The sequence below is a fragment of the Plantactinospora sp. CNZ320 genome (genome assembly GCF_002846275.1).
The window spans coordinates 7,250,468-7,262,615 of record NZ_PJMP01000001.1; the positions used below are offsets into that span (position 1 = coordinate 7,250,468).

Here is a 12,148-nt window from a genome sequence, read left to right on the forward strand (position 1 = left end):
CCCTTCCTTACACCTCAGCCGGTGGTGGCGGTGGCGAGCTTGACGCCGAAGCCGAGGAAGAGCGCGCCGATCCCGGTGGTCACCCCGGCAGCGAGCCGACGGCGGCGGCGGAACTGTGCCGCGAGGAAGGTGCCGGTGAAGATCAGCACGGTCAGGTAGAGCGCGCTGGTGACCTGGGCGATCGCGCCGAGCAGCAGGAACGAGAGCGCCGGGTAGGGGTACGCCGGGTCGACGAACTGGATGAAGAAGGAGATGAAGAAGAGGATCGCCTTCGGGTTGAGCAGGCTGATCACGGCGGCCCGCCGGAACGGGCGGTCGGCCGCCGCCGGCCGGGTGTCGACAAGCGGCGCCACCGCCGGGTCGTTGCGGGTACGCCAGCGCCGCCACGCCCCGAGCAGCATCATCAGCCCGACGTAGCCGAGGTAGGCGGCGCCGGCGTACTTGATCACCAGGAAGATCGGCGGGTACGCCTTGAGCAGCGAAGCCACCCCGGCGGCGGAGAGTGCCATCAGCACCGCGTCGCCGACGAAGACCCCGGCGGCGGCCCGGTAGCCGGCGCGTACCCCGGTCTTCGCGGCGGTGGTGAGCACGTAGAGCGAGTTCGGTCCGGGCAGCAGGATGATGGCGACCGTGCCCAGCACGTAGGTCCAGATGTCGGTGATCCCCAGCACGCCGGTCATCATCGCCCCGCCGGGGTGGCGCGCTGAAGGCTTTCCCGGAGCCTGACCTGTGCTTTCGGCCACTCGTCGGCGAGCATCGCGTACTGCACGGTGTCCCGCCACGAGCCGTCCGGCCGGATCCGGTGCCGCCGGAGCACCGCCTCCCGGGTCGCGCCGAGCCGCTCGATGGCGCGCTGCGACCGCTCGTTGCGGATGTCGGTGTGCCAGACCACCCGCTCGGCGCCGAGTTCGTCGAAGGCCCGGGTCAGCAGCAGCAGCTTCGCCTCGGTGTTCACCCCGGTACGCCACCAGCGCCGGCCCAGCCAGGTGTACCCGATCGCGACGCGGCGGTGTTCGGGGTCGATCTCGTAGTAGGAGGTGGTCCCGATCACCTCGCCGGTGGTGGCGTCGAGTTGCGCCCACGGCACCCGCACACCGCGCCACTGCGCGTCCAGCGCCACCCGGACGATCTCCGCCAGCTCTGTCGGGTCGGCCGGCTGCGGGTCACCGAGATGGGTCCAGACCTCCGGGTCACGGGTCGTCGCGAAGAGGCTGTCGACGTGCGACTCGGCCAGCGGGACGAGCCGGACGTGCACGCCGGTCATCGGGGCCGGGGTGTGCCAGGGGGAGCGGTCGAAGCGCAGGTACGTCGGCAGCGGGGCGGTCACCCCGGCGTCCGGCTCGGGCCGCCCGGCGACGGTACGCAGCGGCAGCACACCGGCCCAGTGCGGCAGCTGGTGGTCGTCGGGTTCGTCGCGTACGCCGCCGGTGCGGGCGCGTACCGACACCTCCCGCAGCGGCAGGGCCAGCAGGGCGGTCTCGGCCAGCTCCCGGCGGTTCGGCGGTCGGCTGTCGGCGCTGCGGCCCGCCCCGACCTTCTCGACCAGCGCGGTGAGTGCCCTGCGCTTCTCCGTCTCGTCGGTGACCAGGTGGGCGGTGCCGTGCGCGACGAGCGAGCGGTAGTTGGCGCTGTGGTGGAACTGGGAGCGGCCGTAGACGAGACCGTCCAGTTGGGTCACCGCGACGCAGACCGGCAGCCCGGAGTCGCCCCGGGCGGCGAGCAGTGGTCGGCTGCCGGTGGAGCCGTGCAGATAGAGCGTGTCGCCGAGCCGGACGTGCAGGGTGGGCAGGATCCGGGGTTCACCGTCCACAGTGAACCCGAGGTGGCAGTGGTACGCCTCGTCGAGCAGCTCGTGCGCGGTGTCGCGCTGGTAGCTCATCCTCGACCGGTCGCGGCTGGCGATGGTTCGGTGGGTCTGCCGGTAGGTCTCCGCCGCGCCGTTCGGATGCGTCTGGTCAGCCATCTGGCGTCCGCCCTTTTGTGATAGTACAATCTCTTAACTGTGACAGCACATTATCAGATCACCGGTACGACGGCAGCCGAGATATCGGCCAGTGTGGAGACGGGAGTCCGCACCGGGGACCTGCCGGCCGGAGCCGCGCTGCCCGCGGTCCGGGCCCTCGCCCAGCGGCTCGGGGTCAGCCCGGCGACGGTCGCCAAGGCGTACCAGGGGTTGCGGCAGCGCGGAGTGGTGGAGACCGCCGGCCGCAACGGCACCCGGATCCGCGAGAAACCACCGGTCGCCGGCCGCCGCGCCGCACTGCGGCTGCCCACCCCACCCGGCGCGCTCGACCTCTCGGCCGGCGAACCCGATTCCCGCCTGCTCCCGCCGATCGGCCCGCACCTGGCCGCGCTGGCCGAGACCGCGACCGGGGTGGTGAACTACCGGGACGGCGGCGTGCTCCCCGAACTTCTCGCCGCGGCCCGGCAGCGACTGGCCGCCGACGGGGTGCCGGCCGACGCGGTGACGATCACCGGTGGCGCCTCCGACGGCATCGAACGGCTGCTGGTCGGCAACCTGAGCCCCGGTGACGCGATCGCGGTCGAGGACCCCGGCTGGGCCAACACCAGCGACCTGGTCGCCGCACTCGGGATGCGGGCGGTGCCGATGCCGATCGACGACGCCGGCCCCACCCCGACCGGGCTGCGGGCCGCGCTGGCCGCCGGAGCCCGGGCGGTGCTGGTGACCAGCCGGGCACAGAACCCGACCGGGGCGGTGGTCACCGCGCAGCGGGCGGCGGCGCTGCGGGCGGTGCTGGCCGACCACCCCGAGGTACTGCTGATCGAGGACGACCACGCCGCCGAGTTGGCCGTCGAGCCGCTGCACACCCTGGCCGGCGCCACCCGCAGCTGGGCCTTCGTCCGCTCGACGAGCAAGCCGTACGGGCCGGACCTGCGGCTCGGTGTGCTCGCCGGGGACGAGGCGACCGTGGCCCGGGTGGCCGGCCGGTTCCAGGTCTGCTCCGGCTGGGTCTCCACGGTGCTGCAACGGCTCACCCTGGCGCTGTGGCAGGATCCGGCCGTCGCCGAGCGGATCGCACTGGCCCGGGCCAGTTACGCCGAGCGACTCGCCGCGCTGCGCGCCGCACTCGCCGAGCGCGGGCTGACCGGCTACGGCCGTGCCGGGATCAACGTCTGGCTGCCGGTACCCGACGAGACCCGGGCGGTCGCGGTGCTCCGCGACGCCGGTTACGTGGTGGCACCCGGCTCGCTGTTCCGGTTGGCCAGCGGGCCGGGAATCCGGATCACGGTCAGCCCGCTCGCCGAGGCCGACATCGCGCCGCTGGCCGACGCCCTGGCCCGGGCCGCCGCTCCCGCCACGCCGGGCACCCTGAGTGCGTGACCCCGGGGACACCGGGTAGAACATGCGCTATGTCTGAGACGGAGACCGCACCGGGAGCACAGGAGTTCATCCCGCCCGACGCCGGCAGCCTGGCCGAGCTGCGCGAGGCCGCCGGCGGTTGCCGGGGCTGCGAGCTGTACCGGGACGCCACCCAGACGGTCTTCGGCCGGGGCGACGAGCGGGCCCGGGTGGTCTTCGTCGGCGAGCAGCCCGGTGACATGGAGGACCAGAAGGGACTGCCGTTCGTCGGGCCGGCCGGGCACCTGCTGCGGCGGGCCGTGGACGAGGCCGGCATCGACCCGGCGCAGCTCTACATCACCAACGCGGTGAAGCACTTCCGGTTCGAGATGCGCGGCAAGCGCCGGCTGCACAAGACCCCGGACCGGGTGCACATCGTCGCCTGCCGGCCCTGGCTGGTCGCCGAGTTCGCCCGGCTGCACCCCGAGGTCGTGGTGGTGCTCGGCGCGACGGCGGCCAAGGCGCTGCTCGGCCCCTCGTTCCGGGTCACCCAGTCCCGGGGCGTGCTCCTGCCCTGGCCCGAGTCGGCGCAGCGCCCCCAGGACTTCGCCAAGGTACCGGTCGGGCCGACCGGTGAGCGGGAGACCGTCGCCCCGACCCGGCTGGTCGCCACCATCCATCCCTCGGCGGTGCTCCGTGCCGACGACCGGGACGCCGCCTACGCCGGCCTGGTCGCCGACCTGTTGGTGGTGGCCGGGGCGCTGGGCTGACCCGGTGACCCTGGCCGGTGGCCTGGGCGGCCGGCGATCGGTCCCGGTGGTGCCGACCGGCGACGGTCGGCACCACCGGCGGCGTCAGAGCCGCTGGAGCTGGGTGACCACCATCGCGATGGCGAAGAAGCCGTAGAAGCCGATCGCCAGCAGCATGCCGCCGAGCCGCCAGCCGCGCATCCGGATGGCCGCCGGCAGGTCCCGGGTGTTCAGGCGGACCAGCAGGATCGAGTAGAGCAGCGTGACCACCGAGGCCGCACAGGTGGAGACGATCAGCAGACCGAGCGGTTGGCTGAAGCCGGCGAGCAGGATGACCGAGCCGAGCAGGATCTCGGCCCAGACCACCGCGAGGTAGAGCCGGGACTCGGTCCACCGGGCGGAGGTGCCGAGGTAGTTGCGCCGGAGGAAGTCGCTGGCGACCCGGCCGATGACGTCGAGCAGTCCCATCGCGGCGGCCCAGAGTGAGACGACGGCGATCGCGAAGAAGAGCAGCTTGAGCCAGGTGCCGACCTCGGCGGCCAACACCTCGCCCTCGATCCGCAGGAACGACGGGTCGTTCGTCAGGTCGTCCCGGCCGAAGAGGGTCTGGTAGGCGAGCAGGCACATGATCGTGATGGTCACGAAGCAGACCAGCGCGAAGGTGAAGAAGTGTTCCAGGTTGGCGCGCCGCCACCAGGTCGCCCAGCGGGCCAGGCTTCCCTCGTCCTGTGGGAAGGCGTACCGGTCCGAGCCGGCGGCCTCCTCCTGGCCGGTTATCGGCGAGATGAGCCGGGGTACGTGCGCACCCATCCCGTACCGCTTGTCCCGGATCCAGTTGCTCAGCACCAGGTTGTGCACCCCGCCGGCCCCGGCCGCGCCGATCGCGCTGAGCAGCAGGGTGAAGGTGATCCCGGCCGGTACCTGTCCGAAGCCGACGACCGTCTCCTTGGCGCCCTCGCCCCAGGTGCCCAGCGAGATCACGAAGACAACCACCACGGCCAGGAAGAAGAGGGTGAGCGCGACCTTGACCGTCTCGACGCGTTCCACCGTCCGGTAGACCACCCTGGAGACCGACAGCAGGACGCCGATGGCGACGAGTACGCCGACGGTGATCCAGACCGTGTCCCCGCCCCCGACCAGATAGGTGAGGACGACGGAGCCGCTGGTGGCCCAGCCCGGCCAGACGTACTGGAACGCTCCGGCGAGGCAGATCAGGATGCCCCAGCCCTTCCACCAGCGGGAGAATCCGGCGACCACGGTCTGGCCGGTGGCCAGGGTGTACCGCTCGATCTCCATGTTGATGACGAACTGGACGGCGAGGGTGGCGATGGCCAGCCAGAGCAGGCCGAGGCCGCCGAGCGCGGTGAGGTACGGCCAGAGGATGAGTTCGCCGGCCGCCATCCCGATGCCGACCGCCACCACGCCGGGGCCGACCATCCGGCGCAGTGGCATCGGTTCGGGCAGTTCACGGGTGACCGGGTCGTCGGGGGGTGCGGTGGTGCCGGGGGTGGTCGCCTCTCGGCTCATCGGATACTCCGGGGGTGGTGTGGGGGTGTTGGGGGAGGACTGCCCGCACGGGACGGTCGGTGCGGACGCGCCGCGCGGGGTGACCGCGCGGCACCGGTTCAGGCGTGGTGCCGGGGCCGCCCGGCGAGCAGCAGGTCGAGGTGGCGCAGCATCCGGCCGGTGTCCGGGGTCCGGCCGGTGAGCAGTTCGAACGCGGCGGCGGCCTGGAAGACGCACATGCCGGCCCCGCCGATCGCCGGCAGGCCGGCGGCCCGGGCGGCGGCGAGCAGTTCGGTCTCCACCGGCATGTAGATGACGTCCAGCACCCACAGGCCGGGATGGAGCAGCCCGACCGGCAGCGGTACCCCGGGATGCGCCCGCATCCCGACCGGGCTGGTGTTGACGAGACCGTCGGCGGCGCCGACGGCGGCCGGCAGGTCGTCCAGACCGGCCACCGCGATCCGTTCGGCGTCGAACCGGAGGCTCAGGGTCTCGGCGAGCAGACCGCGCCGGTCCGGATCGGGATCGACCACGGTGAGGTGTCCGACGCCGGCTTCGAGTTGGGCGTACGCGCAGGCGGCGCCCGCACCACCGGCCCCGAGCTGCACGACCCGGCCGGTGGCGGCGCCCGGCAACTCCCGCCGGAACGACTCGGTGAAGCCGTACGCGTCGGTGTTGTGGCCGATCCGTCGCCCGTTCCGGAAGACGACGGTGTTGACCGCGCCGATGCCGTCGGCCGGTGGGGCGAGTTCGTCGAGCAGGTCGATCACCTGTTGTTTGAACGGGTGGGTGATGTTCAGCCCGGCGAATCCGGCCGCCTCGGCGTCGTCGAGCAGCCGGCGCAGCCCGGTCGGGGTTTCCGGCCGGTCGACGTCGAGCAGCGAGTACGACAGGTCGAGGCCCTGTTGACGCCCCTCGACCTCGTGCAGCGCCGGTGACAGCGAGGCACCGATGCCCGCTCCGATCAATCCGTACCGGTAGCTGCGCATGGTGCTCCGTCCTGGTGCGATGCGGCCGGTCCGAGGGTGCGAACCGGGGGCCGCGTCGACTAATGTACGAACTGGTACGTTAGTTATCCGCTTCGGCGCCGGGCCTGTCAAGGGCATGCCGGACGCACGGCAGACTGGTCCCGTGGCGGAGGTTCGGAGGGACGAGGCGATGACCCTGGGAGCGGCACCGGAGGTCGCGGCCCGACCCGCACCTGAGGTGCAGGCGCGATCCGACCGGAGCCCGGCGCCACCTGAGGTGGAGCGGCGGCGGGATGCGGAACGCACCCGGGCCGACATCATCGAGGTCGCCACCGACGAGTTCGCCAACCGGGGCTACAGCGGGGCCCGGGTCGACGAGATCGCGGCCCGGACCCGCACCACCAAGCGGATGATCTACTACTACTTCGGCGGCAAGGAGCAGCTCTATCTCGCCGTCCTCGAACGCGCGTACGGCGAGATCCGGGCCGCCGAGCGGAGCGTCGACGTCGACCACCTGGAGCCGGTGGCCGCGGTCCGGCGCCTCGCCGAGGTCACCTTCGACCATCACGAAGCACATCCGGCCTTCATAAAACTCGTCGGCGTGGAGAACGCCCAGCAGGCGGCACACATGACCCACGTCGCCCGGCTGGTCGACCTGAACAGCTCCGCCGTCGACCTGCTGCGCGGCGTACTGGAGCGGGGGCAGCGGGCCGGCACGTTCCGGTCCGACGTGGACGCCCTGGACGTACACATGATGATCAGCGCCTACTGCTTCTTCCGGGTCGCCAACCGGCACACCTTCGCCGCGCTCTTCGACCGTGACCTGCTGGATCCCACCAATCGCCTGCACTACCGGACGATGCTCGCCGAGATGGTGATCGGCTACCTCCGGCGCCGCTGACCGGATGTCCCCCGGACGCCGCCGCTCACCGCCGAGCGGGGAAGGAAGCGCCATGACCAGCAGTCACCGCTCCATCCCGAATCCGCGGCCCGGCGCACTGCGCCGGGCCATCGCGACCGTCTGCCTCTCCGGCACCCTGGAGGACAAGCTCGTCGCCGCCGCGGCGGCCGGGTTCGACGGCATCGAACTCTTCGAGAACGACCTCGTGGTCGCAGCGTGGTCGCCGGCCGAGATACGCGCCCGCTGCGCCGACCTCGGCCTCGCCGTCGAGCTGTACCAGCCGTTCCGGGACTTCGAGGCGGTCCCGGCCGACCTGTTGCGCGCCAACCTGGACCGGGCCGAGCGGAAGTTCGACGTGATGGCCGAACTCGAGGTCGACACCCTGCTGGTCTGCTCGTCGGTCACGCCGGCGGCGGTCGACGACGACGCGCTCGCCGCCGACCAGCTCGGACTGCTGGCCGACCGCGCGGCGGCCCGGGGCATCCGGATCGCCTACGAGGCTCTGGCCTGGGGCCGGCACGTCTCCACCTGGGACCACGCCTGGCGGATCGTCGCCCGGACCGACCACCCGGCGCTCGGCCTCTGCCTGGACTCGTTCCACGTGCTGTCCCGGGAGGTCGACCCGGCGGGGATCGCCGGGATCGCCCCCGGGAAGATCTTCTTCCTGCAACTCGCCGACGCCCCGCAGTTGCGGATGGACGTCCTGCGGTGGAGCCGGCACCACCGGCTCTTCCCCGGGCAGGGCGCGTTCGACCTGGCCGGCTTCGTCGGGTTGGTGCTCTCCGCCGGGTACGCCGGACCGCTCTCCCTGGAGGTCTTCAACGACGTCTTCCGGCAGTCCGACCCGGCGCGTACCGCCGTCGACGCGATGCGCTCCCTGGTCTACCTGGAGGATGGCCTGCACCCGACCGGCCGGCCGGATCGGCGACCGCGCCGGCTGCCGGTGGCGCCCGAGTTGACCGGGCACGCCTTCACCGAGTTCGCCGTGGACGGCCGGTCCGGCCCGGTCCTTCAGGACGTGCTCCGGGGACTCGGCTTCACACACACCGGGCAGCACCGCTCCAAGCCGGTCCAGCTCTGGGAGCAGGGCGGTTGCCGGGTGGTGCTGAACAGCGCGGTGACCCGGCCGCAGGGATCCGGCACCGCCGCGATCAGCGCGTTCGCGCTGAGCACCGCTGATCCACACCGCTGCGTCGACCGGGCCGGGGCACTGCACGCACCGGTCCTGCCCCGGCGCCGTGGCCCGGGCGAGGCGGAACTCGCGGCGATCGCCGCCCCGGACGGAACCTCGGTCTTCTTCGCCGAGCCCGACGACGGCTGGCGGGCCGACTTCCTGCCGACCGGGAACGAGGTCACGGCCGGGGCGGGACTCCTCGGCACCGACCACCTCGGGCTGGCCCAACCCTTCGACCACTTCGACGAGGCGGGCCTCTTCTACCGCTCGGTACTCGGCCTGCACCGGCTCGGCACCGAGGAGTACGCCGCGCCGTTCGGGCTGATCCGGTCCCGGGGCTTCACCGACCGGGGGCGGGCGGTCCGGCTGGCCCTGAGCGTCGCCGTGCTGCGCCGCGGTGACTGGGCGCCGTCCGTCGCCGACCCGCAGCACGTGGCCTTCGGCACCGACGACATCTTCGGCACCGCCGCCGCCCTCGACCGGCTCGGCGCCGCCACGCTGCGGGTCTCCGACAACTACTACGCGGACCTGGTCGCCCGGTTCGGCCTCGCCGAGGAGACCGCGCAGCGGCTCCGCCGGTACGGCATCCTCTACGACCGCGATCCGCGCGGCGGCGAGCTGTTGCACCTCTACACCCCGGTCTACGGTGGCCGGATCTTCTTCGAGGTGCTGCAACGTCGGGCTGGCTACGACGGCTTCGGTGACACCAACGCGCCGGTCCGGATGGCGGCGCACCGGCACCAGCGACTCGCCGGGCCGTGAGTCCGGCCGGAACCGCTACGCCGTCGGCGAATCGGGGTTGAACCGGGCCCGGATGCCGTGCTTCGATCCGCGGGTAAGGATGGCCCTGGGTCACCGTTCCTTTCGGTGGGCGACGCGGCCACCGCCGGAGACGGCGGGTCCGAACGGGGACGGGAGCGGCTGTCATGACGGCGGAACTCACCACAGGAGTCGAGGGCGGTCCCGGGCCGGCACCGGTCGACGTCGCCCGGGTCCAGCGGCGCACCCTGTTGCTGCTCTGCCTCACCCAGATCGTCGGCGGCACCGGGATGACCATCGGGATGACCGTCGGTGTGCTGCTCGCCGCCCGGCTCGGCGGTACCGGGATCTCCGGTCTCGTGCAGAGCGCCTCGGTGGTCGGCGGCGCGCTGCTCGCCGTACCGGTGAGCCGGATCATGCGTAACGGTGGCCGGCGACCGGGGCTGGTCACCGCGTACCTGGTCGGCGCGGCGGGCGGTGTCCTGATCGTCCTGGCGGCGGTCACCGGCTGGGTACCGCTGCTCTTCGTCGGCGCGCTCCTCTTCGGCGGCGGGACCACCGCCGGGCTCCAGGCCCGGTACGCCGCCGTCGACCTGGCCGAGCCGGCCCACCGGGGTCGACACCTGTCGATCGCCGTCTGGGCCACCACCATCGGTGCGGTGACCGCCCCGAACCTCGCCGCGCCGGCCGACCGGGCGCTGGCCTGGACCGGGGTACCCCTGCTCGCCGGCCCGTTCGTCTTCAGCGTGCTCGCGTTCCTGCTGGCCGCCGGCGTACTCCTGGTGTTCCTCCGGCCCGACCCGCTGCTGACCGCGCGTCGGCTCGCGGCAGCCGAAGCCGCGCCGGTGGCCGGCACCCCCGGGGCCCGACGGGACGACGGCCTGCGCGGCGCCTTCCGGGTGGTCCGCGACCTGCCGGCGGCCCGGCTCGGCATCTCCGCCGTGGCGATGGGGCACCTGGTGATGGTCGGGGTGATGGTGATGACCCCGGTACGCCTCGGCGAGTGGCACTCCGACGCCCACCTGCTGCGGGTGGTCGGCCTGGTACTCAGCCTGCACATCGCCGGGATGTTCGCGCTCGCCCCGGTGGTCGGCTGGCTCACCGACCGGGTCGGCCGGCGGGCGGTGATCCTCGGCGGGCTCGGCCTGCTCCTCGCCGCCTGCGCGGTCGCCGGGACGGCCGGGCACGACACCGTCCGGATCTCGATCGGGCTCACCCTGCTCGGGCTCGGCTGGTCCGGCACGATGGTGGCCGGCTCGACCCTGCTGTCGGAGTCGGTGCCGGCATCGGTGCGCCCGGCGGTGCAGGGGCTCTCCGATCTGACCATGGGGCTGGCCGGGGCGCTCGCCGGGGCGCTGAGCGGGTTTGTCATCCAGGTCGCCGGCTATCCGGTGCTCAACCTGCTGGCGGCGGTCGCCGTGGTGCCGCTGCTGGCGCTAGCGTTGCGGACGGCGCTGCCGAAGGTGCGGACCGGCGCCTGAGGGCCGGGCGGGTGCCCGTCGGGGAAGGGGATTGGTTCGGTGCGGCTGACAGACTTCTGGGCGCGGCTGGAGCAGACGTTCGGTCCGGCGTACGCCGGCAGCATCGCCGCCGACCAGGTGTTGCCGCAGTTGGAGGGCCGGACCATCCGGCAGGCGCTGGAGGCCGGCGAGGAGACCGTGGTGGTGTGGCGGGCGGTCTGCGCGGCGTACCCGGACCGGGTGCCGGCTCGGCTACGCTGACCGTCGATCGACGCGCGTCTCACAGTGATCGATTGGGCACTTACGGTAGTTTGGCGTGTCGTGTGCCGAGTCGTACACCTGTTCGGCTATTGTCCACAGCGGGGCGCACATCCACAGGTCGCGGCCAGCCGGCTGTTTTCTGTCGGACCGAGCGCCTAGCGTGTGCGCGTGACGAAAAGCTCAGCGAAGATGCCGGCGAAGGCAGGGGTGGCGACGATGGCGGCAGGACCTGACCGGGAGAAGGCACTCGACCTTGCTCTCGCTCAGATCGACAAGCAGTTCGGCAAGGGCTCGGTGATGCGGTTGGGGGAGCGGCCGGTCATCCAGACCGCCGTGATTCCGACCAGTTCCATCGCGCTCGACGTGGCGCTCGGCGTGGGGGGCCTGCCGCGCGGCCGGGTCGTCGAGATCTACGGCCCGGAGAGCAGCGGTAAGACGACAGTCGCGCTGCACGCGGTGGCCAACGCGCAGAAGGCCGGCGGCATCGCCGCGTTCATCGACGCGGAGCACGCCCTCGACCCGGAATACGCGAAGGCGCTGGGCGTGGACACCGACGCGATGCTGGTCTCCCAGCCCGACACCGGTGAGCAGGCGCTGGAGATCGCCGACATGCTGATCCGGTCCGGCGCGCTCGACATCATCGTGATCGACTCGGTCGCCGCGCTGGTGCCGCGCGCCGAGATCGAGGGCGAGATGGGCGACAGCCACGTCGGCCTCCAGGCCCGGCTGATGAGCCAGGCGCTGCGGAAGATCACCGGTGTGCTCAGCCACACCGGCACCACCGCGATCTTCATCAACCAGCTCCGGGAAAAGATCGGTGTGATGTTCGGCTGCATGTCGTACTCGACGAGGGTCACCCTCGCGGACGGCACGCAGGAGAAGATTGGCAAGATCGTCAACCAGCGGATGGACGTCGAGGTGCTCTCCTACGACCCGGAGACCGACCGGGTCGAGCCCAAGCGGATCGTCAACTGGTTCAACAACGGCCCGGCCGAGGAGTTCCTGCAGTTCACCGTCGCCAAGTCCGGCGGCAACGGGCGGGCGCAGTTCGCCGCTACCGCCAACCACC

The 12,148-nt window shown here is 72.4% G+C and carries 10 protein-coding genes and 1 pseudogene; 7 read left to right on the top strand and 4 right to left on the bottom strand.

What is annotated here, in order from left to right:
• Positions 1-14: 14 nt before the first annotated feature.
• A complete protein-coding gene (leuE, locus tag CLT71_RS32430) occupies positions 15-683 on the bottom strand; it encodes a leucine efflux protein LeuE (protein WP_101370455.1) in 669 nt (222 codons plus the stop codon).
• Positions 680-1,963: a bifunctional pyridoxamine 5'-phosphate oxidase family protein/GNAT family N-acetyltransferase gene (locus tag CLT71_RS32435; protein ID WP_101370456.1), complete on the bottom strand. Its 1,284-nt coding sequence runs from the start codon at positions 1,961-1,963 to the stop codon at positions 680-682. Before CLT71_RS32435 ends, leuE begins: the two co-directional genes overlap by 4 nt.
• A gap of 39 nt (positions 1,964-2,002) precedes the next feature.
• Between CLT71_RS32435 and CLT71_RS32440 the strand changes: the two genes are divergently transcribed.
• Together CLT71_RS32440 and CLT71_RS32445 are read left to right on the top strand one after the other, a co-directional pair.
• Positions 2,003-3,343 carry an aminotransferase class I/II-fold pyridoxal phosphate-dependent enzyme gene (locus tag CLT71_RS32440; protein WP_101370457.1) on the top strand — a complete coding sequence of 447 codons (1,341 nt, stop codon included), beginning with the start codon at positions 2,003-2,005 and terminating at the stop codon, positions 3,341-3,343.
• 29 nt (positions 3,344-3,372) lie between these two features.
• The gene (locus tag CLT71_RS32445) at positions 3,373-4,071 is read left to right on the top strand and encodes a UdgX family uracil-DNA binding protein (protein ID WP_101370458.1); all 699 of its coding nucleotides are present in this window, start codon (positions 3,373-3,375) and stop codon (positions 4,069-4,071) included.
• Between the two features lie 84 nt (positions 4,072-4,155).
• Here the strand turns inward: CLT71_RS32445 and CLT71_RS32450 are convergent, their stop codons facing one another.
• The gene (locus CLT71_RS32450; protein ID WP_101370459.1) at positions 4,156-5,577 is read right to left on the bottom strand and encodes an Nramp family divalent metal transporter; all 1,422 of its coding nucleotides are present in this window, start codon (positions 5,575-5,577) and stop codon (positions 4,156-4,158) included.
• Positions 5,578-5,675: 98 nt separating this feature from the next.
• Positions 5,676-6,545, bottom strand: coding sequence for a shikimate dehydrogenase (locus CLT71_RS32455; protein ID WP_101370460.1), 870 nt, complete (start codon positions 6,543-6,545; stop codon positions 5,676-5,678).
• 142 nt (positions 6,546-6,687) lie between these two features.
• Between CLT71_RS32455 and CLT71_RS32460 the strand changes: the two genes are divergently transcribed.
• The 5 genes and pseudogenes from CLT71_RS32460 to recA form a co-directional block, all read left to right on the top strand.
• Positions 6,688-7,425 (top strand): TetR/AcrR family transcriptional regulator, encoded by a 738-nt coding sequence (locus CLT71_RS32460; protein WP_486483576.1) that lies wholly within the window; start codon positions 6,688-6,690, stop codon positions 7,423-7,425.
• A gap of 52 nt (positions 7,426-7,477) precedes the next feature.
• Positions 7,478-9,361: a sugar phosphate isomerase/epimerase and 4-hydroxyphenylpyruvate domain-containing protein gene (locus CLT71_RS32465; protein ID WP_101370461.1), complete on the top strand. Its 1,884-nt coding sequence runs from the start codon at positions 7,478-7,480 to the stop codon at positions 9,359-9,361.
• A 164-nt stretch (positions 9,362-9,525) separates the two neighbouring features.
• Positions 9,526-10,839 (top strand): MFS transporter, encoded by a 1,314-nt coding sequence (locus CLT71_RS32470; protein WP_101370462.1) that lies wholly within the window; start codon positions 9,526-9,528, stop codon positions 10,837-10,839.
• Between the two features lie 39 nt (positions 10,840-10,878).
• Complete coding sequence (locus CLT71_RS32475) at positions 10,879-11,079, top strand: DUF3046 domain-containing protein (RefSeq protein ID WP_101370463.1); 201 nt, start codon at positions 10,879-10,881, stop codon at positions 11,077-11,079.
• Between the two features lie 216 nt (positions 11,080-11,295).
• Positions 11,296-12,147, top strand: a pseudogene (gene recA / locus CLT71_RS38360) (recombinase RecA); the annotation flags it as partial.
• Position 12,148: the final 1 nt, after the last annotated feature.